Origin of the sequence: Phyllobacterium zundukense (assembly GCF_002764115.1) — a bacterium.
In the GTDB taxonomy this organism is placed as follows: Bacteria; Pseudomonadota; Alphaproteobacteria; order Rhizobiales; family Rhizobiaceae; genus Phyllobacterium; species Phyllobacterium zundukense.
The window spans coordinates 765,525-785,741 of record NZ_CP017940.1 but is presented as its reverse complement, the minus strand read 5'-3'; the positions used below and the strand labels follow the sequence as shown (position 1 = coordinate 785,741).

General features: G+C 56.8%; 22 protein-coding genes. 10 read left to right on the top strand and 12 right to left on the bottom strand.

The window, feature by feature from the left end; genetic code table 11:
* The 3 genes from BLM14_RS03830 to BLM14_RS03820 all read right to left on the bottom strand — a co-directional run bounded on the left by BLM14_RS03830 (position 1) and on the right by BLM14_RS03820 (position 2,977).
* Positions 1–1,152 (bottom strand): hypothetical protein, encoded by a 1,152-nt coding sequence (locus BLM14_RS03830; protein WP_099998164.1) that lies wholly within the window; start codon positions 1,150–1,152, stop codon positions 1–3.
* Between the two features lie 3 nt (positions 1,153–1,155).
* Entirely contained in the window at positions 1,156–2,244 is a 1,089-nt protein-coding gene (locus BLM14_RS03825) for a coiled-coil domain-containing protein (protein WP_099998163.1), read from the bottom strand.
* 139 nt (positions 2,245–2,383) lie between these two features.
* Complete coding sequence (locus BLM14_RS03820; protein ID WP_099998162.1) at positions 2,384–2,977, bottom strand: thymidine kinase; 594 nt, start codon at positions 2,975–2,977, stop codon at positions 2,384–2,386.
* A gap of 194 nt (positions 2,978–3,171) precedes the next feature.
* On the opposite strand from BLM14_RS03820, the gene BLM14_RS03815 reads away from it, so the two are divergent.
* The 3 genes from BLM14_RS03815 (at position 3,172) to choV (ending at position 6,125) form a co-directional block, all read left to right on the top strand.
* Entirely contained in the window at positions 3,172–4,113 is a 942-nt protein-coding gene (locus tag BLM14_RS03815) for a choline ABC transporter substrate-binding protein (protein WP_099998161.1), read from the top strand.
* A gap of 129 nt (positions 4,114–4,242) precedes the next feature.
* Positions 4,243–5,085, top strand: coding sequence for a choline ABC transporter permease subunit (choW, locus tag BLM14_RS03810; RefSeq protein ID WP_099998160.1), 843 nt, complete (start codon positions 4,243–4,245; stop codon positions 5,083–5,085).
* On the top strand, positions 5,082–6,125 hold the full coding sequence (gene choV, locus BLM14_RS03805) for a choline ABC transporter ATP-binding protein (RefSeq protein ID WP_099998159.1): 1,044 nt from the start codon (positions 5,082–5,084) through the stop codon (positions 6,123–6,125). The genes choW and choV overlap by 4 nt, the downstream gene beginning before the upstream one ends.
* Positions 6,126–6,138: 13 nt before the next feature.
* Here the strand turns inward: choV and BLM14_RS03800 are convergent, their stop codons facing one another.
* The 6 genes from BLM14_RS03800 to BLM14_RS03775 all read right to left on the bottom strand — a co-directional run bounded on the left by BLM14_RS03800 (position 6,139) and on the right by BLM14_RS03775 (position 11,687).
* Entirely contained in the window at positions 6,139–6,399 is a 261-nt protein-coding gene (locus BLM14_RS03800) for a hypothetical protein (RefSeq protein WP_099998158.1), read from the bottom strand.
* A 10-nt stretch (positions 6,400–6,409) separates the two neighbouring features.
* Complete coding sequence (locus tag BLM14_RS03795; RefSeq protein ID WP_099998157.1) at positions 6,410–7,243, bottom strand: ABC transporter ATP-binding protein; 834 nt, start codon at positions 7,241–7,243, stop codon at positions 6,410–6,412.
* Positions 7,240–8,094 (bottom strand): ABC transporter ATP-binding protein, encoded by an 855-nt coding sequence (locus BLM14_RS03790; protein WP_099998156.1) that lies wholly within the window; start codon positions 8,092–8,094, stop codon positions 7,240–7,242. The genes BLM14_RS03795 and BLM14_RS03790 overlap by 4 nt, the downstream gene beginning before the upstream one ends.
* A 4-nt stretch (positions 8,095–8,098) precedes the next feature.
* Positions 8,099–8,959, bottom strand: a complete 861-nt coding sequence (locus BLM14_RS03785) for an ABC transporter permease subunit (RefSeq protein WP_099998155.1) — start codon at positions 8,957–8,959, stop codon at positions 8,099–8,101.
* A 63-nt stretch (positions 8,960–9,022) separates the two neighbouring features.
* Complete coding sequence (locus BLM14_RS03780) at positions 9,023–10,030, bottom strand: ABC transporter permease subunit (protein WP_099998154.1); 1,008 nt, start codon at positions 10,028–10,030, stop codon at positions 9,023–9,025.
* A 52-nt stretch (positions 10,031–10,082) separates the two neighbouring features.
* A complete protein-coding gene (locus BLM14_RS03775) occupies positions 10,083–11,687 on the bottom strand; it encodes an ABC transporter substrate-binding protein (RefSeq protein ID WP_100001022.1) in 1,605 nt (534 codons plus the stop codon).
* 335 nt (positions 11,688–12,022) lie between these two features.
* On the opposite strand from BLM14_RS03775, the gene BLM14_RS03770 reads away from it, so the two are divergent.
* The 4 genes from BLM14_RS03770 to BLM14_RS03755 all read left to right on the top strand — a co-directional run bounded on the left by BLM14_RS03770 (position 12,023) and on the right by BLM14_RS03755 (position 15,245).
* On the top strand, positions 12,023–12,784 hold the full coding sequence (locus BLM14_RS03770) for a 3-hydroxyacyl-CoA dehydrogenase (RefSeq protein WP_099998153.1): 762 nt from the start codon (positions 12,023–12,025) through the stop codon (positions 12,782–12,784).
* 123 nt (positions 12,785–12,907) lie between these two features.
* A complete protein-coding gene (locus BLM14_RS03765) occupies positions 12,908–14,107 on the top strand; it encodes a hypothetical protein (protein ID WP_099998152.1) in 1,200 nt (399 codons plus the stop codon).
* Positions 14,104–14,694: a protein-S-isoprenylcysteine O-methyltransferase gene (locus BLM14_RS03760; protein ID WP_099998151.1), complete on the top strand. Its 591-nt coding sequence runs from the start codon at positions 14,104–14,106 to the stop codon at positions 14,692–14,694. Before BLM14_RS03765 ends, BLM14_RS03760 begins: the two co-directional genes overlap by 4 nt.
* Positions 14,695–14,855: 161 nt before the next feature.
* Positions 14,856–15,245, top strand: coding sequence for a DUF930 domain-containing protein (locus tag BLM14_RS03755; RefSeq protein WP_099998150.1), 390 nt, complete (start codon positions 14,856–14,858; stop codon positions 15,243–15,245).
* A gap of 42 nt (positions 15,246–15,287) precedes the next feature.
* On the opposite strand, the gene BLM14_RS03750 is transcribed toward BLM14_RS03755, so the two are convergent.
* Complete coding sequence (locus BLM14_RS03750; RefSeq protein WP_418314201.1) at positions 15,288–16,271, bottom strand: cell wall hydrolase; 984 nt, start codon at positions 16,269–16,271, stop codon at positions 15,288–15,290.
* Between the two features lie 194 nt (positions 16,272–16,465).
* On the opposite strand from BLM14_RS03750, the gene BLM14_RS03745 reads away from it, so the two are divergent.
* From BLM14_RS03745 to BLM14_RS03735, 3 genes are all read left to right on the top strand, one after another.
* Positions 16,466–16,657 carry a hypothetical protein gene (locus BLM14_RS03745; RefSeq protein WP_099998149.1) on the top strand — a complete coding sequence of 64 codons (192 nt, stop codon included), beginning with the start codon at positions 16,466–16,468 and terminating at the stop codon, positions 16,655–16,657.
* Between the two features lie 85 nt (positions 16,658–16,742).
* Positions 16,743–17,522 carry a HugZ family pyridoxamine 5'-phosphate oxidase gene (locus BLM14_RS03740; protein ID WP_099998148.1) on the top strand — a complete coding sequence of 260 codons (780 nt, stop codon included), beginning with the start codon at positions 16,743–16,745 and terminating at the stop codon, positions 17,520–17,522.
* Positions 17,519–18,364, top strand: a complete 846-nt coding sequence (locus tag BLM14_RS03735; protein WP_099998147.1) for a TrmH family RNA methyltransferase — start codon at positions 17,519–17,521, stop codon at positions 18,362–18,364. Before BLM14_RS03740 ends, BLM14_RS03735 begins: the two co-directional genes overlap by 4 nt.
* Here BLM14_RS03735 and BLM14_RS03730 read toward each other — a convergent pair.
* On the bottom strand, positions 18,335–19,378 hold the full coding sequence (locus BLM14_RS03730; protein ID WP_099998146.1) for a coiled-coil domain-containing protein: 1,044 nt from the start codon (positions 19,376–19,378) through the stop codon (positions 18,335–18,337). The two genes, BLM14_RS03735 and BLM14_RS03730, sit on opposite strands and share 30 nt — an antisense overlap.
* Before the next feature lie 117 nt (positions 19,379–19,495).
* Positions 19,496–20,074, bottom strand: coding sequence for a DUF1134 domain-containing protein (locus BLM14_RS03725; RefSeq protein WP_099998145.1), 579 nt, complete (start codon positions 20,072–20,074; stop codon positions 19,496–19,498).
* Positions 20,075–20,217 lie beyond the last annotated feature (143 nt).

The following is a 20,217-nucleotide window of genomic DNA, read 5'->3' as shown; positions in this document are numbered from 1 at the left end:
TCAAATGCCGCTGATCACCTGGCCATTGGACAGGATATGCGTCGCAAAGCCCTTGAAAATACCCGCTGCCTCACCGGAGGCATAGAGCGCCTGGTAAGCCTCATGCGGCACGAGCGCGTGCTGCTCATAGTGACTGACGCCTTGCCGTGCCGCTTCGAGATCGTCGGTATTGATATGAAATTCTTCGCGTGACGGTTCCGACGACCAGAGACCGCGCTTGCCCGGCTTCTCCGCCTTCGAGAAAACCTCCTGCAAGGTCCAGGTCAGAAGCCAGGCATCCTCCGGCTTGCGCACCCGTTCCAGCACATCGGCAACCTTCTGATTATGTTCAGTAATTCCTGCCGTATAGAATGGTCCCAACACGACGCGCCGTAGCTGCTTCGGATGAAGTTCCGGAAAATCCTGATCGAGACTCGTCGCGATGGTCACCGGCGACAGAGAATAGGCAGAGTTCTTCGCGGCGAAATCATCGAAGCGGCGGGCAAGCTCCGGATTGAGCAAACCGCCGACGGGAAGCGGGATTTTCACCTTGGGATTGAGTTTGCCATCCTTGCCGACCAGTGCTTCCACCAGATCTTCGGATGAATCCTCAATAACAGCCATATAGATCAATGGCAGATTCGATGCTCCGTCGAACGCGCCCCAATGCACCACGTAGAGAGGCCGCATGGTCTTTGGATTGACCGAGACGCGAATGGTCACAGGCAGAAGGAAGGGTGAGAAAACCTCGCCCTGATTGACGGTCTCCAGGTAAGTCCGCTCCGCCATCGACTTTTGCAGGTCGCGCGGAAAATCGCGGTTGCGCAGAATGAAATCCGCCATTTCACTGCGCAGCGCCTCCGCCGGCGGGATCGCCGCAAGGCGATCCTTTGCATCCTTCTTGTCGTTCTCAAGCTCAAGGACGTTCTGGAAGACTGGAAATCCGCTCTCTGCTTTCGATATGCGGAAGCGTTCGGTGAAGCCAAGCCGGTTGCGCCAGCATTCGAATGAAGCGTCCAGCCGCTGCAGATATTCCGAGAGGGTCTGGGCAACCAGGTCATGCTTGTAGAGCGGCGAGTCCTGATTGTTCAGAAAGATTTCCAGCCCATCCAGCGCGGCGCGGATAGCGCCAAAATAGCGCTCCGCTGCCGCGAGGTCTGCATTCTCATTCATCGACTAACTCTGAACGTAATCGGCGGAATTGTGCTTCTTCAGGACTTCGGAGAACCGGCGTGAGAAGGCATCGTCCGCCAGCTTCTTGCGGCGCTGGATGTCCTGCGAGCTGACCATGTTCTTCTCATGCATTTCGAGAAGATCGCCGATGTGCTTCTGTGCCGCTGCTCCAACGCCGGCCATGGTCTCTTCCGCTGCCGTATCGACCTTGCTGCCAAGCGTGTTGATCTTGTGCGCGACATCCTGCTGCGCTGCCGTTTTCAACGAATCTTCCAGCGCCTTGTATAGCACAATGCGCTGCTCGGTATCGATGGCGAGCTTGTTGATAAGAGTGCTTTGCGCAGCGATCTGGTTGTTGAGTGAATCGACGAATGTCTGGAACATGGAGGTGTAGCGTTCCAGCGTCTGACTTTCCGCCAGAAGCTCCTGTTCCTTGGCCTGGCGCTCATTATATTCAGTCGCGAGCTTCGACCGCTGTCCTTCGAGCTCCGTGCGCGTGCCCTGATCGGTGGAAGCAGCGATGCGGTTCTCGATATCGAGCAGGAGAGGATTGAGTTCTTCAATGCGCTTCTGCGTGGCGTCAAGGTTGGCGATGGTCGTCTTGCGGCGCTCAATGACAGTCGCAAGGCTGGTCTCGGATGTCTTGTAGCGCTCGTCGAGAACAGCTTTCTGTTCCTTCAGAATGCCGACGATACGATCGGATTTGGAAAGCAGTTCCTGGAGATTGCCGGCAAGCGACATGTTGCGCACACGGTCAGAGCGCAGGCGCTGCGCCTTTTGCTTTGAAAAGACCCCAACGAATTTTTCCCAGCCTGAGAATCCCTTCATGCTTTCGAATTCCGAGCCGAAAACATTCGTAGCGTCCTCGAGCCCGATGATCAGTTCGGCAATATTGCCCTCCATCACCTTTTGCTGACGCAGCACATCGTCGATGCGAGCATTTTCGATGTCGAAATCCGAAGCGCCGATCTTCTCGTCGGCCTTGGCGAATTTATCGAGAACAACACTGGATTGATCTATTTTCGTCCGCATCTCGTTGACCATGGTCCTGGTCTTCTCGATCTCGGAATCAAAATTATGCAAACTCGCCATTTATCTCTTCCCCTAATTGCCCGAAAATATTCCTGCCGCACCGTGCGAATATAGACACGCCACATTGCGAAAAAAAAGCCTACGGGAAAATGACAGGTCCGGAGACGAACTTGCAAGCGGAGAATTCGTTTCCAGTTGTTTAAGAGTCGGTTGGCTTGACGCGCCCCGTCTCCTCTTCCCAGTGCTTGCGGCAGAGGGAAACATAGACCGACTTTTCGATCGCCACCTGGTCACCTTCGATCAATGCCTTGCCCTGCGGATCATGCCGGACAACCATGGTTGCCTTGGCACCGCAATGGCAGATGGTGCGGATTTCACGCAATGTATCGGCAATGGCCAGGAGCTCCGAAGAACCGGGGAAAAGCTTGCCCTGAAAATCGGTACGCAGCCCGAAACAGATGACCGGAACATTGAGACGGTCCGCGACGCGCGCGAGCTGCCAGACCTGGTCTTTGGTCAGGAACTGCGCTTCGTCGACAAACACGCAACTGAGCGGGCTTTGCGTGTGAGCAGCAGCGATTCGCTCGAACAGCATGTCGCTTTCGCGATAAAGTTCGGCCTCGGCGCTGACACCAAGTCGCGAGGTGATTCTTCCGATCCCGTTTTCGGCATAATGCGCGGCTGTAAACAGCATCGTCCGCATGCCGCGCTCCTGATAATTGTAGGAAGCCTGCAGGAGCAGCGTGGATTTTCCGGCATTCATTGCCGAGTAGCTGAAACAGAGTTTTGCCATGTCTCGCTTTAACCTGAATTGGCCAACGGCATGAACCCTCTCATACTCCTTGCCAGCAACTTTTGTCGGAATATCAACAACTGTCGCGATTTGACTGGATTTATGCGCGCCTATGCTTGAACGCTTGGCCGTTTGGTGCTTGGTTCTTGCTACCTAGCAACAACCGGGAGAAACCCGGAGAGGGAGAACTATCGATGAATGTACTTTCCAAACTCACCATTTCTTTGGCGCTGGTGCTGTCTGCTGGCACTGCTTTCGCCGCCGAGCCTGAGTCTTGCAAGGCCGTTCGGTTCGCCGATGTGGGCTGGACCGATATTACGGCAACCACCGCGGCGACAAGCGAGGTGCTGAAGGCGCTGGGTTATACGACTGACACAAAGGTTCTTTCCGTGCCGGTGACCTACGCCTCGCTGGGCAAGAAGGACATTGATGTATTCCTCGGCAACTGGATGCCGACCATGACCGCGGACGTCACGCCATATCTTGAAAACAAGACCGTGGAGGATCTTGGTCCCAATCTGACCGGTGCGAAATACACCCTCGCTGTGCCGCAGTATCTCTATGACAAGGGCCTGAAGGACTTCAAGGATATCGCCAAGTTCAAGGATGATCTCGGCGGCAAGATCTACGGTATCGAGCCCGGCAATGACGGCAACCGCCTGATCCTCGACATGATCTCCAAGGACCAGTTCGGCCTCAAGGGTTTTGAGCTCGCCGAATCGTCCGAACAGGGCATGCTGGCGCAGGTCGCCAAGCAGACTAAGAGCGAAAAGCCGATCGTATTCCTCGGCTGGGAACCGCACCCGATGAATGCAAACTTCAAGCTGGCCTATTTGTCCGGCGGTGATGACGTATTCGGCAAGGACTTTGGCGGTGCCATCATCCACACCAACGTTCGCGCTGGCTACACCACGGAATGCCCGAATGTCGGCAAGCTCCTGACCAATCTCAAATTCAATCTGCAGATGGAAAATGAGATCATGGGCAAGATCCTTGACGAGGGACAAGACGGCGCCAAGGCAGCTTCGGAATGGCTGAAAGCCAATCCAGCAATTCTTGACACCTGGCTTGCCGGTGTAACGACGTTCGACGGCAAGGAAGGCCTCCCGGCGGTCAAGTCGTCGCTCGGACTTTAATGCCCGGTCCCCTAGGGGATCGCTAAAGAGATCAAAAGGTCTCTGGGATAAAAAGAACATGGGCCGCCCGGTATACCGGCCGGACGGCTTTTTCCGCTTATTCGTTATACTACAGAGGGGTAGTTCCGCTTGGATTGGTTAACGCAAGACAAGATTCCGGTTGGCAGCACGGCGAAGGCCATCGTCGATTGGCTTACGAACAATTTCGCATGGTTCTTCGATGGATTGGCGACCATCATGCAGGGTTTCATCGATGGACTGATGTTCATCCTGAAATATCCGCATCCACTGGTCATGATCGCAATCTTTGCCGCCATCGCCTACGCACTGCGGCGCTCTGTCGGTGTAACCATCCTGACAATCCTTGGCTTCCTGTTCATCCTCAACCAGGGATACTGGCAGGAGACGATGGAAACGCTGACGCTGGTACTCTCCTCCTGCATTCTGTGCATGGGGATCGGCGTTCCGATCGGCATCATTGCGGCACACCGGCCAAAGTTCTACGCGGCCATCCGTCCTGTTCTCGATCTGATGCAGACCTTGCCGACCTTCGTCTACCTGATCCCTGCTATCGTGTTCTTCGGCATCGGCATGGTTCCAGGCCTGCTGGCGACAGCCATTTTCGTGCTCCCTGCCCCCATTCGCCTCACCCATCTTGGCGTCTCGTCAACGCCGCTGCATCTGGTCGAGGCCGGTGAAGCCTTTGGTGCATCGTCGCGCCAGCTCCTGTGGAAAATCGAGCTTCCCTACGCCATGCCGCAAATTCTGGCAGGCCTTACCCAGACCATCATGCTGTCGCTCTCCATGGTGGTCATTGCGGCGCTTGTGGGGGCGGACGGGCTAGGCGTTCCCGTCGTCCGCGCGCTCAACTCTGTCAATACCGCCTTGGGTTTCGAGGCAGGGCTTGTCATCGTGGTCGTTGCCATCGTGCTTGACCGTATCTTCCGTCCCGGCAAGGAGCCAGGTGAATGACCGCGATCACACTGGAAAATGTCTGCATCATTTTCGGCAAAAAAACCGACGATTCTCTCTCGCTTGCCGATCAGGGCAAAAGCCGCTCCGACATTCAGGCCGAAACTGGCCATGTACTGGGCGTGCATAATTGCTCGATCACCATAGCCGAAGGCGAAATAGTGGTCCTGATGGGCCTTTCAGGCTCGGGAAAATCCACGCTTCTTCGCGCCATAAATCGCCTCAATCCGATCTCACGCGGCTCTGTCGTGGTTCACAATGGCGGGCGTTCGATCGACGTCGGCAAGGCCGACAAGGCCACGTTGCGAGACTTGCGCAAACATCTCGTGTCGATGGTGTTCCAGCAATTTGGCCTGTTACCCTGGCGCACGGTGGAAGAGAATGTCGGTTTCGGCCTTGAGCTCTCGGGCGTTCCAAAGGAGGAACGCGCCAAGGCGGTGCAACAGCAGCTGGAACTGGTCAATCTGAAGGATTGGGCCAAGCGCAAGGTTGGCGAACTTTCCGGCGGCATGCAGCAGCGTGTCGGCCTTGCCCGCGCCTTCGCGACGGGCGCACCGATCCTTCTCATGGACGAGCCGTTCTCGGCGCTCGATCCGCTGATCCGCACCCGCCTGCAGGATGAACTTCTCAGCCTGCAGGAACGGCTGAAGAAGACCATTGTCTTCGTCAGCCACGATCTCGATGAGGCGATGAAGATCGGCAATCGCATTGCGATCATGGAGGGCGGCCGCATCATCCAATGCGGCACCGCGCAGGATATCCTGCTCAATCCCGCCAATGACTATGTCGCGGATTTCGTCGCCAACATGAACCCGCTCGGGGTTCTGACCGCAGCAGATATCATGGTCCCGCTTGACCGTTCGCGCCCTGCCGACCGGCCGTTTGCGGCGACCGCACGACCGGAAACGCCGGTTCGCGAGATCATGCAGGCGGTGGCGAAGAACAATGGTGATGTTGGCGTTGTCGACAAAGGCGCCATCCTCGGTATGATTTCAGCCGACGACATTGTGCGTGGCTTGCTAAAGCATCAGAGACATTAGCGCGAAATTACGCCTATTCGTCTTCGCTCTCGTCATCGCCCTGTTTCGCGGCTGGTTGCCAGGAATGGGGCGATACTTTCTTTTGCGTGTTCGAATCCGTGAATATCCACCAGCCGGCGTCGGTTTCGTCCCACTGGCCACCAGTGGCTTTCAGGCGGTCCAGAGAACGATATTGCCCGATGGATTCGTTCTCCTGGCCGTCCTCGTCGGTCCAGAAAACCTGAACCTTGCTGCCATCCTTGGGCGCTGTCGAAATCGGCTGCTTTTTACTCACGAGTATCTCCTCAGGCAGCTACTTTCTTCTTGGCAAGCCGCGCCCTGATGCTCGCAACGTCGGATTTCGGTGTCGCAGCAAACAGCGTCTTTGTATAGCTGTGCTGCGGATTGGAAAACACCTCGTCGCGTGTACCGTATTCGACGACTTCGCCGTAATACATCACCATCACCTCATCGGCGATATAGCGCACCACCGACAGATCATGGCTGATGAACACATATGTCAGGTTGAACTCGTCCTGAAGGTCGGCCAGCAAGTTGAGCACCTGCGCCTGAACTGACAGGTCAAGCGCCGAAACGGGCTCGTCCAGCACGAGCAGACTCGGGCTCAGCATCAGTGCGCGCGCTATTGCGATACGCTGGCGCTGCCCGCCGGAGAACATGTGCGGATAGCGGTTATAATGCTCGGGGCCGAGACCGACCTTCACCAGCATCTGCATGGCAAGATCGCGGCGCTCAGCAGCAGTCTTCTTGGTATTGAGCAACAGCGGTTCGCCCAGCACCTCGCCGATCTTCTGTCGCGGGTTGAGTGAACCGTAGGGATTCTGGAAAATGATCTGCACCTTGCGGCGCATCTCATGTGTCACGCGGTCCTTGGCGATGTTGATGGGCTTGCCGTCGATCAGCAATTCGCCGGACGTCTGCGGATCGATCAGCGTCAGGATTCGCCCGAGCGTTGACTTGCCGCAACCGCTCTCGCCGACAATGGCGAGCGTCTTGCCCTTTTCGAGCGTGAAGCTGACGCCCTTGACGGCGCGAACAGTCTTCGCTTTGCCGAACAGGCCGCCGCCGACATGGTAGTCCCGAACGATATTGCGCCCTTCAAGCACGATCTCTGTCATGATGGTGCTCCTGAAACTGCCGCTTCGTTCTTCATGAAGTCCGCAACCGTCGACAGGCGATCGCCTGTCGCATTTTCCGGCAGAGCGGAGAGAAGCGCACGTGTATAGGGGCTCTTGGGCGATTCGAAGAGGGAGAGCACATCGGCCTCCTCCATCTTGCGGCCCTTGTACTGGACGATGACGCGATCGGCGGTTTCCGCCACCACGCCCATGTCATGGGTTATCATGATCAGGCCCATGCCGTACTTGGCTTGCAGGCTGACCAGGAGATCGAGGATCTGCTTCTGGATGGTCACATCCAGCGCCGTTGTCGGCTCGTCGGCGATCAGCAATTTTGGATTGCAGGCAATCGCAATGGCGATCATGACGCGCTGGCACTGGCCGCCCGACATCTGGTGCGGAAACGAGTTCAAGCGCTCTTCCGGCGTTGGAATGCCCACCTGCTGCAGCAATTCGATTGCCCGCTTGCGCCGTGTCTTTGCATCCATCTTCATGTGGAAGCGCAACACCTCTTCCAGCTGAAATCCGACGGTGAAGCAAGGATTGAGGCTAGCCATCGGTTCCTGGAAGATCATGGCAACATCGCGGCCGACGATTTCCCGCCGCTGTTTCGTTGTCATGGTCAGCATGTCGTGGCCGTTAAAGATCATTCTGTCCGCGGTCACCGTTGCCGTCTTGGGCAACAGGCCCATCACCGCAAGCATGGCCACGGATTTGCCGGAGCCGGATTCACCGACAATCGCCAGTACTTCGCGGGCATCGACCGAAAGGTCGATCCCCTGCACGGCCATGAACTGGCCCGTACTGGTATCAAAACCAACCGAGAGGTTCGTGATTTCAAGCAGCGCCATGATCTCAGCTCCTCTTCAGTTTCGGATCGAGGGCATCGCGCAGACCGTCGCCAACGAGATTGATCGCAAGCACCGTAATAAGAATTGCAAGACCGGGGAAAGTGACGACCCACCAGGCACGCAGGATGAATTCGCGTGCTTCGGCGAGCATCGTGCCCCATTCCGGCGTTGGTGGCTGGGCACCCATGCCGAGAAAGCCGAGCGCAGCCGCTTCAAGGATAGCGTTGGAGAACGACAGCGTTCCCTGCACGATAAGCGGTGCCAGGCAATTCGGCAGGATGGTCTTGAACATCAGGCGCAGATGCCCGGCACCTGCCAGCTTTGCCGCAATAACATATTCGCGGTTCTTCTCGCTCATCACCGCCGCGCGCGTCAAACGGGCAAAGTGCGGCTGCAGAACCAGCGCAATGGCGATCATCGCATTGAAGAGACCGGGGCCCAGGATCGCTACCAGCACCAGCGCCAGAAGCAATGGCGGGAAAGCAAGGATGATGTCCATGATACGCATGATCAGCGTATCGACCCAACCACGGAAGTAACCTGCTAGGACCCCAAGAATGACGCCCGTGATCATTGCAAAAGTCACGACGATCAGACCGATGAACAGCGAATAGCGCGCTCCGTAGATCAGGCGCGAGAGAAGATCGCGGCCCACAGCGTCAGTACCGAGGAAAAATTGTTCCCGGCCGCCTATTTGCCAGGACGGCGGTATGAGCAAAGCATCACGATATTGCTGGTCGGGCGCATAGGGCGCAATGACAGGGCCAAGAATGGCGATCAGCACCAGGACCACCAGAACAGCAAGGCCGATGACAGCGCCCTTGTTGACGCTGAAATAGAACCAGAATTCCGAAAACCGTGCCATGCGTCCCGAGGTTTGGGCGGAGGCAAGCGGTACGGGTGGGGAAACTTGATTAGTCACGGTTCCTCACTTTACGCGAATGCGCGGGTTGATGACCGCATAGAGCAGGTCAACAATCAGGTTAACGACCATCACGATGAGCGCGACCAGCATGAGGCCGCCCTGCACGACGACATAATCGCGCTTGGCGATGGCGTCGATCATCCATTTGCCGATACCCGGCCAGGAGAAAATCGTCTCGGTCAAAATGGCACCAGCCATGAGCAGACCCATCTGCAAACCGATCGTGGTGATGACAGGGATCATGGCATTGCGCAATGCATGGATGCCGATGACACGCTTGGGAGCGAGGCCCTTGGCGCGCGCCGTGCGCACATAGTCCTCACCCAGCACTTCCAGCATCGCCGAGCGGGTTTGACGCGCAATCACAGCGAGCGGAATGGTCCCAAGCACGATGGTGGGCAGGATAAGATGCGAGAAGGCGGATTTGAATGCGCCCTTCTGCCCGGAAATCAGGCTGTCGATCAGCATGAAGCCAGTGGTCGGCTTGAAGAAATAGATCAGGTCCATCCGGCCCGAAACCGGCGTCCAATGAAGTATGCCCGCAAACAGGATGATCAGCAGGATGCCCCACCAGAAGATCGGCATGGAATAGCCAACCAGGGCGATACCCATGCTCAGCTGGTCGAAAATCGACCCGCGCTTGACGGCCGCGAAAATGCCGGCCGGAATGCCGATGATGACCGCAAACAGCATGGCACAGATGCTGAGCTCAAGCGTAGCCGGAAAAAGCGTCAGGAAATCCGCAAGCACCGCACGTTTACTGGCAATCGACGTACCGAAATCGCCATGGAATATGTTCCATACAAACGACAAGTACTGCTCCCAGACCGGCCTGTTGAAACCGAACTGCTCCATCAGCAACTGATGACGTTCCGGGGTCATGCCCCGTTCACCGGCAAGTGCGATGACGGGATCGCCGGGCAGCAGACGAATGAAAATGAAGGCTACGAAACTGATGCCAATGAATGTTGGTATCAGCAGCAGCACACGGGAAGCGACGTAACGAAACATGGTAACCTGAAAAAAAGCGGTACCGGCCGGGACCGGTACCGCGAGGAGTTTATTACTCGGCGATGTCGACGTTGGCGAAATTATGAACGCCGAGCGGGCTAGCCACGTAGCCGGTCACATTCTTCGTCATCGCTGTTGTCACGAGCGAGTGAGCCAGAGTGGCCCAGGGTGCTTCGCGCTTGAACACGACCTGCGACTCTTCATAGAGCTTGGTACGTTCAGCCGGATCGGAAACCACGGCAGCCTTGTCGATCAGGCCAGTGAATTCCTTGTTGCACCATGCAGCGCGGTTGGAGCTGCCAACGGCCTGGCAGGACAGCAGCGTTGCCAGGAAGTTGTCCGGATCACCATTGTCACCGGTCCAGCCGATGATGACAGCGCCATCATGCTTCGGATCGGAAGCGCGCTTCAGGTATTCCTGCCAGTCATAGCTGACGATCTCAACCTTGACGCCGACCTTGGCAAAGTCGGACTGCAGCAATTCTGCGGTACGACGGCCATTTGGCATGTAGGGGCGTGCTACCGGCATCGCCCAGATCTTCATTGACAGATCCTTCACGCCAGCCTTTTCAAGAGCTGCCTTTGCCGCTTCAGGATTGTATTCGTCATCCTTGACCGACTTGTTGTAGGACCACATCGTTGGCGGGATCGGGTTGATCGCAGGTGTACCCTGACCGAGGTAGACGGCCTCGACGATCGCCTTCTTGTCGATGGCCTGGTTGAGTGCCTTGCGAACCTCTGGCTTGTCGAACGGCGCCTGAGTCGTGTTGTAGGCCAGCGTCGAAACGTTGAGGCCTTCTTCCTGGATAACGGTCAGGTTGGTGTCTGCCTTCAGGCCTTCCACGTCAGCCGGGTCCGGATAGATGGTCAGCTGGCATTCGCCGGCCTTGAGCTTCTGAACGCGAACTGCAGCATCCGGGGTAACAGCGAAGATCAGGGTGTCGAGCTTGACCTTGCCCTTGTAGTAATTCGGATTGGCTTCGTAGCGGATAGCAGTATTGAGCTGGTAATCGACGAACTGGAAAGGTCCAGTGCCGACCGGCTGCTCGTTGAGCTTGCCGGGCGTGCCGTCAGCCATCAGCTTGTCGGCATATTCCTTCGAGACGATGGACGAGAAGTCCATGGCCAGGTTGGCGATCATTGGCGCATTCGGCTTGGTCAGCGCGATCTTGACCGTAAGGTCGTCGACCTTCGTCACTTCCTTGACCAGCTTGGGGAAGTCCATGCCTTCGAAATATTCGTAGGAAGCGCCATCAACATACTTGGCCCACTTGCTGCCTTCCTTCTGCCGTTCGAAGGTGAAGACAACGTCGTCGGCGTTGAGATCGCGTGTCGGGGTGAAATAGCTTGTGGTCTGGAATTTCACGCCTGGACGCAGCTTGAACGTATATTCAAGGCCATCGTCGGAAATCGTCCAGCTTTCGGCCAGGCCTGGCTCAACTTCTGACGTGCCTGGCTTGAATTCAACCAGCTTGTTGAAAACGGCCTGTCCCGTCGCATCGAGTGTTTCACCACCCGTGTAAAGCGCAGGATCAAAGCCGCCGGGAGCAGCTTCGGAGCAGAAAACGAGTGATTTGGCCGAGGCTCCACCTGCCATCAGCCCACCCGTCAACATTGCGAGCGCCGTCGCCGCAAGGAGTTTCTTGTAGGTATTCATGTTTTCCACCTTCAGAGGTTTTTTTGTGTTGCAGGCCCCCATGCCTGCAACGAAGGTTGCATGGAAGCCTTTGCAATGTCGCAATGCAAGCAGATTTATTCGCAGTCAACCCGTCTCAGGCCGCATAATTGACGATTCTGGGGAAAGTCTCCTTTGAAAAGGAAAAAACAGTGAAATTCACCAAAGATTCGTCCACTGACTTTTGGTATGCGGCGTAGGGCCAATCTTCAAATTGCCGCGAATAAGACGAATTTCAATCGCTAAAAGCGGTTCTCTGTCTGGATAAGCACTGAAACTCGTGCAAGAAGACATGAAAGAGCACAGGGAGAGGCATTTTGAACATCCAGGGCCAAACGGCGATCGTAACAGGTGGTGGATCAGGTTTGGGCGCCGCTACTGCACGGGCATTGGTTGAAAAGGGTGCAAAAGTCGCACTTTTCGACATTAATCTCGAAGCCGCGCAAAAGCTTGCTGATGAGATCGGCGGCCTCGCCCTCGCCTGCAACGTGTCGAGCGCGGATGACGCACAAAAGGCGGTTGCACGGGTCGCGGATGAACTTGGAGCGCCGCGTATACTCGTCAATTGCGCCGGCATTGCCAATGCCGGTCGCATTGTCGGCCGTGACGGCCCGCACGATCTTGAGCTCTACCGGCGTGTGATCGAGGTCAATCTCATCGGCTCGTTCAATATGCTGCGTCTTGTCAGCGATGCAGCCTCAAAGCTAGAGCCACTGGAAACCGGCGAACGCGGCGTCATCATCTCGACCGCGTCGGTGGCGGCTTTCGACGGTCAGATCGGTCAAGCCGCCTATGCATCATCCAAGGCGGGAATCGCCGGTCTCACCTTGCCCGCCGCCCGCGAACTCGCCCGTTTTGGTATTCGCGTCATGGCCATTGCACCCGGTATTTTTGGCACGCCGATGCTCCTCGCGATGCCGCAGGAGGTCCAGGATTCGCTCGCAGCCTCCATTCCTTTCCCCTCCCGCCTTGGCAAGCCCGAGGAATACGCCGCACTCGCGCTCCACATCATTGAAAACCCCATGCTGAATGGCGAGACCATTCGGCTGGATGGCGCAATCCGGATGGCCCCGAAATAGAGAAGTGATTTGCAACGCTTTTGTGTTGACGACGTTCTATTACCGTCGGCCATCCAAGATTATTATGCTGAATCAAAGCGCAGATCACTGACACGATAAATCCGGATGCTGGAAAGGTCGCAGATGCCCGTTGTCGATCGCCTGGTGGTTTTGTTGCCAGGCTTTGAACACATGCCCATAGAGGCCCATTACCGACGCTTCGTACGCGAGGCTGAAAAGACCGCGCCTGTCTATGATATGCAACTGACTGAGGCCGCTCCGCTCAAGGTCTCCTTGCCTGACGCCGCAGCCCCGACAGGTGAGTTCAGTCTGCGTTCTACCGGGAGGGACTGGTCGGCGCGGACAGATTTTGTACTCTACGGTCTCGGCGACATCACCATGTTCTATGCATCGAGACATCCGGTCGTACGGCTGCTGAGCGGAATTATCGCACTCCTCGACTTCACCGTCACCGGGACTTTCTTCCGCTTTGTTGTAACCAGCTGGCGCTACTCCCTGTTTTTTCTCTACCCGCTCGTGCTTGTCGGGATCGTCGTTGCGGCCTCCTTCGGCGTTGGCAGCCTCGCTGCAACCTTTGGGTTGGGCGGGCCGATCGCCCCGCTGGCCCTCGCCCTCGTTTCGGCAGCAATATTGCTCTTGTTCGCGATTCGAAAAATGCACCTGCTGCTGATCATGGATGACTGGACATTTGCCCGGGATACGGCGCGGGGAAAACGGCCGGACGTGATGCGCAAGCTGGATAACGTCATTGCCGATGCCGTAGCCCGAATCGGCGAAGCACCGGCAAAAACCGAAATCGTCGTGGCCGCCCATAGCCTGGGTGCAATATGTGCACTCCAGCTTCTGGATGCAGCGTTGCTTCGCAACAGTTCCCGGCGGTATGGCCTTCTCACCGTCGGATCAAGCCTGCTGAAAGTGGCACTGCATCCCGCAGCCCGCCGATTGCGCAAGAGTGTCGAGAGGGTTGCGAACAGCAACACGACATGGATCGATGTGCAGTCGCTCACCGACCCGATAAATTTCTACAAATCGGATCCTGTGCGAAATTTGAAAATTGCCGGAGGAAAGTCACCGGTGCTCGTCAGGGTACGTTTCCGCAGCCAGCTCTGCGACGACGCATACAAAGCGATTCGCCGGAATTTTTTCCGTGTCCATCGCCAGTTTGTCTTTGGTGTAGAAAAGCGCACCCCTTATTCCTGGCATGTGATCCTTTGCGGGCCGGAGCCATTCGCGGATATCGCCGCGCGCGGTGGTCTCGCCTGCGATCATCCGGTGTCTGCCTCTTCGGCCACCCTCAAAGTTTCTGGACCTGCGATAACATGATTTCTCTCGTTACGGCCGGGAAGGCTCTTTGGGTCTTGCTCGTCGCCAGCTGGTATCTACTGCGCCGTCCCTTTGACCGGCGTGCACGCCGCGCGAAGCTTACAGTCGACCGGCGAAGGGGTGCCGATATGATCCGTCTCGCTATCTCCCTCACGGGGCTCGGGATTATCCCGGTGATCTACATCGTAACCGGCCAGCCACGCTTTGCATCCTATCAAGCCAATCCGTTGCTTTTCACACTCGGCATTCTCACGGGAATCGCTGCACTTGTTCTCTTCCGGCTGACCCATAAGGCGCTTGGCCAGATGTGGTCCGTCTCGCTGCAGCTGAAACAGGATCACAAACTCATCACGACTGGCATCTACAAGCGTGTTCGACACCCGATGTACACGGCCTTTTGGTTGATGGCGTTAACCCAGGCCTTGCTGCTGCCAAATTATGTGGCCGGGCTGGCCGGCCTTGTCGGTTTTGGCTTTCTTTTCTTCTCTCGCATCCGACCGGAAGAAGCGATGATGGAAGAGGCCTTCGGAGATGAATATCACCGTTACCGCGCGCGCACCTGGCGTGTCCTGCCCTTTGTCTACTGAGCTCACCTTGCTTGGTGGATTTTCGTAGGTCCAGGGCAGCTTTCATAATTTGGTCCCAATCCGATACGTATCTATGCGGCGCGCTGGCCAGGCGATTTCACAAGCGCGTCAAGCCAATAGCAACGTCCTATGCAACCTTTGCAATTTGAAAGCCAAATCCAATGAGAACAATTAGCGCCATGCTGTTGCTGTCGGTCGCATTGGCGAGTCCGGCACGGGCGATGGATTCAGGCGCTGCTCAGGAATTGGAACGGCTTGACCCGCAAACCCGGCTCGAACAGCGCTGCGATCTGGAGGCGATGGAACGCATCCACAAGGACCCTGCCAAACTCGTGCCGGATGAACTCGTCGCCTATGCTTTTGAAGAACCAAAGATCAAAGGCGACAAGATCCGCTCATCAGGCGCGGCATTCCGCAGCAAGGGCGAATGGTATCACCTGTCCTATACCTGCTCGACGTCTCCCGATCACATGACCATCCTGACGTTCCAATATGCCATCGGACAGTTGGTACCCCATAGCGAATGGGCGCACCATTATCTGGTGCCCTGAGCAGCCCGGGCTCTGCGCCCGAATCCCATCATACTTGATTGCTTAAAGAGAGTTCGGCCGATCCTGCGCCAGGAGCATCTGACCAATCGCATCGACGGCCTTGCTGTTCGGCGCCTCATAGGCGAGCAGGCTCGGCTCTACTGCCTGCGTCGATTGCACCGGCTGAACGATCTGCACTGTTGGGGATGTCGATGACCTGCGGTCTATTGCCTGGGGCGGCGGGTCCATCGGCACCGCTACTTTGGTGCTGTCAAACGCCATGGGAGCAATGTCCGCCTGAGCGACGACAACCGGCTGGTTGGTTACACGTCCCGACGTCGGTGTGGACGTAGTCGCCACAACGGGCTGAGCAGCGCTTGCAACCATAATCGTATTGGCGGGTTTCGCACTAGCCATTCGCGTGCTGGCGATATAGGCATTGGCGATGGCTATGCTAGCGTCCTTGGAAGCGATCTCAGCGGTGTGGTACCGGTCACGCTTTTCATAAAAGGCGTTACCACCAGCCACAACCGTATAGTGCATATTCTTGTAGGGGAAACGAAGGCCAGCGGTGTGGAAGAACATCGCGTTCTTCACCTTGGGATTGCGCTCGCCCTTGAGGACCGCGTCGGCGGCCGCCTGCACATCCGGCAGCGCGGCTGACTGCATCGGCCGTGAGAGGACGCCGGGAGCAAATTGGCCCTTCTGGCCAACCACGCCGCAAATCGAATTGCCCCACTTTCCGGAATCGAGCCGGTTCATCACCACAGTACCAACTGCCAGCAAGCCATCCTTGCTCGACCGGTTGGATTCAAAGAACATCGCCCGTTCAAGGCATTCCTTGTCCTTTGGCGTGTACGCATAAGTCGTGCTTGTACGCGACGACGTCAGATTGGCCGTAAGCTTGGAGTGCGGGCCGGTCTGCGTGCAACCGCTGACAAGCCCGGCGGTTGCGATAATGCCCGCAATAGAATGGATTTTCCACTTGGCGAAGCCGATCACGAAGCGTTTCTCATCGCTGTTGTTCCTGCTGGTGAAGGTGCTCACAGAATGATGCCATTTAGGGCCAAACGATGGCAAACATGACTATTGCGTAACGCGACTCTATCATCCAATTGAAATTATGCGGTTATTTTATCCAATTCAAGAGCAAAAAAATTTCAATAATGGCAAAATTAAGAATTTGTTTACCGTATTTGCCTTAAACTTGATGCAACTGATCAAGCTCAAAAGGCTATGCCATGCGCACGCATCATGCCCGGTACGATACCCGCGAATCGCTGATGGAAGCGCTCAGGGAACTCGTGGCGCTTCAGGTTCCCGCAGAAGATGTCGCACCGGTCCTATGCACCATCGGCCCCGTCGATCTCGATTTGCTTGCCGATTGCATGAATGACATCGGCCTCAACGACAACCGGTCGATTGCCGCCTGAATATTCAGCCCGCCCTTCAAATGGCTTGTCCGCCCTTCCCTGACGAACTATCAATCTGATACGCCGACAGAACGAAGGATTTGCCGTGACCGAGGAGATGGACGTCTTGCGTGAGATTGATGAGGGTGCCATTCGCCTTGCACGTACATTGCTGCGCACGGCCCGCCATGCCGTCATCGCCACGCTTGATCCGACGTCCGGCGATCCGATCGCCACGCGCGTCGGCCTCTCGACCGACCATGACGGCACGCCCATCATCCTTGTCTCCGCCCTCGCCGCGCACACGCCCGCCCTTCTCGCCGATCCGCGCTGTTCGCTCCTCGTCGGCGAGCCGGGCAAGGGCGACCCCCTCGCCCATCCACGCATGACGATCTCTGCCAGAGCACGCGAGATCGGGCGCGGTACACCTGAACACGCACGCATCGAATGGCGGTACCTGTCCCACCTGCCCAAATCCAGACTCTATGTCAGCCTCGGCGATTTCCGTTTCTTTCGCCTGGAACCCAGTCACGCGAAACTGAATGGCGGATTTGGCAGAGCCTATCAACTGGCGGCGAATGAATGGCTGAGCCTCAGCCCGGTCAACGATGAACTCGCAGCCGCCGAACAGGGCGCGGTCGAACACATGAACAAGGACCATGCAGACGCCAATGCCCTCTACGCCCGCTTTTTCGCCAATGCACCCGACGGCAACTGGCGCCTGACAGGCATCGATGCCGATGGCTTCGATCTTGCCGATGGCGACGAGGTGTTGCGTATCTTTTTCAAGCAGCCACTGACTTCAGCCAAGGATATGCACATGACGCTGGTCCATATGGCTGGTGAAGCGCGAACCGGGTTGGGCTCTTCGCAGCCCCCCGCATGACATCTTCGTTGCCTCAAGATCACGACTGGCTCGAGCGGCGGGTAGTGCGCATCAGTGACGCGGGCGATGGACGCCTTGCGTCCTACCGCAATGTGCGTGAGCGTGATCTGGTAGGCCGCGAAGGCCGCTTCATCGCCGAGGGCAAGGTCGTTCTCAATGTCCTCCTGTCCAATCCGGCATTTACCGTTGAGTCCCTTCTCATCCTGGAAAACCGGCTTGCGGGACTGGCGGAACAGGTGAGGCTTTGCCCCGATGATGTTCCTGTCTATTGTGTTTCACGCGAGACGATGGACGCCATTGCCGGCTTCCCCATGCATCGCGGTATTCTCGCCGTTGGCCAGCGCAGCGCGCCCCGCTCGCTCGACATGCTTCTGGAAACAATGCCGGAAAGAGCCCTGGCCGTCGTTCTTTGCGGCATCTCCAATCACGATAATCTGGGCTCGATCTTTCGCAATGCCGCCGCCTTCGAGGCAGATTGCGTCCTGATGGATGCAACCAGTTGTGACCCGCTCTACCGCAAGGCGATCCGCGTTTCCGTCGGGGCGGCCCTCAAGGTGCCGTTTGCCCGGGAAGGATCAATCGAAGAGATTGTCGGCAAGCTGCAAAATACCCGTTTCGAGCTGTTCGCCCTCAGCCCGTCGGGCACGACAAGCATCTACGACGTTGCGCCCTCACCACGCACAGCGTTGCTGCTTGGCACCGAAGGCGAAGGTCTGCCGAAGACGCTTTTGCAAAAACTGCACGCAGTGCAAATTCCGATGTCCAGCAGCTTCGACAGCCTCAACGTCGCGACTGCTTCGGGCATTGCCCTATCACGGTTCAGCCGTTTTTCCGGTCTCTGAAGTCCCGCGCTGCAGCGCCCGGATACGATCCGCAAGGCTCACAATCAAGTCACCATTTTCATCGTAGACTGGCGGTGTTTCTGCCTTCGTCAACAATTCATTGATGGGCGAAGCAGGACCCTCCAGCCGGGCAACCATTGCCACCACTTGCGATGCAAGCGTGTTCATCTCTTCGCGCAGCCGCTCTGTTTCCTGGGTCTGAACCAGTGCCTCTTTCCCTCGCGGTGCCTCCAGAACTGACGAGCCCTGTCTGCGCCCATCGGCAAGCACCTTGCGCAGGCGCTCATTGATCCGCTCGATTTCCTTCTCGCGGCGTGAAAGCTTTGCCTCACTGTCGGACAGTTGCCTCAACAGCGCGTTCGAACGCTTTTCCAGTTCGGCGCTGCGTTTGGCTTCCTGCTCCAGAGCATGTTGAACCGCTTTGAGATCGGTTTCGGCCTTGCGCTTGCGTTCATCGCTGTCACGCTTGTCCTGCCGGGATTCCCTCAATTCGTCTGCCAGATTCTCGATACGAGTCGACTGTGCCGCGACTTCGATCTGCAGACTGTCTGCATTCATCGCAACGCTGGACAGCCTGCGGTGCAGCAGTTCAAGTTCCGCCGAGCGCTGATCAATGCTGCGTTCATGGCCAACAATGATCGTGGCTGCCTTTTCCAGTTCCTGCTCACGATTGGCGAGCGCAGAGCGAAGATCTGAAACGGTGATGTCACGCGTTGCAAGATCGCTGGCGAGGTTGTGTGCCAGCCGGCCCTTTTCGCTGAGTTCCGCCAATTGCCGCGCGCCTTTTTCCCTCACACTTTCCAGTGCCAGTTCGAGCTTGCGTTCGGCGAGCGCATGTTCGGCGCGCAGGCCATCTCTCTGCGCCTGTATCTCGTTCAGGGTCAGCGGCGTTTCGGCTTCGACGCGCTTGCGCGTAAGCAGCGTCGCCCTGCGCCAGATCGGCGGCGCAAGCAGCAGAGCCAGCAGGACAGCGCTCAGGAATCCGAAAGCAAAGTAAAGCGCAGACTGGATCACGATAAAGGTCCTGTTGGATTTCTAGTTTGGCACAGCGTGTATTAGCAGACCAGTCAGACAACACAAAGACGCGGGCCGAAGAGCCCGCGTTCCGGTTAACAGATAGAGCTCAATGGATCAGAACGGATTCCATGTTGGTGTTTGCGTCAATTTCAGATAGCCGACATTGACACCAAGGCGTGCGCCCACACCGGTCCTGATTGGTACGAGCAAGACCTGGTCGCGCTTCATGACATTGAAACCGACACCCGCAAAGAGATAGGCCGAGCCGGCAACGCCAACAAAACGGCCATACAGATTCTGCACGTCGTCAAGATTGTAGACGAGCATCATGACGCGCGAGCCCTGGCCGCCGAAATCCCAGCCGATGGACGGCCCTTGCCAGAACGTTTTGTGATCGCCGGCATTCTTGGTATAGAGCGATCCCTCTCCATAGGTCAGACCGCCGATCAGCGCGCCGGACCCCTCCTCGCCGAGGACATAGCCGTTTGGCAAACCATAGCTTTGGAAGACCTTCTCGACAGCTGTGGCAAGACCGCCCGATGTTGATCCAAAAAACCGCTGACCGGAGTTGACGATCTCTTCCATCGTATAGGTTTCCTGCGCCCGCGCCGTCTGCGCTTGCGCGACAACGAGCGACACGATGGTCAGGAAGAGGAGAAAGCCACGGTTCAAAGACAAGAGTAGAGACGCCATCATAATTCCTTTTGGCTGTTCGCTTCTTTGCCTGACGCCTGATACGAGATGTGTGCAGATCTTGTGTCTGCTTTACCGATTGAACTCTATTTAAGGCGCTAAACCTTGTATAAAAGTTTATGAATCGATCTGGGCATTTCAAT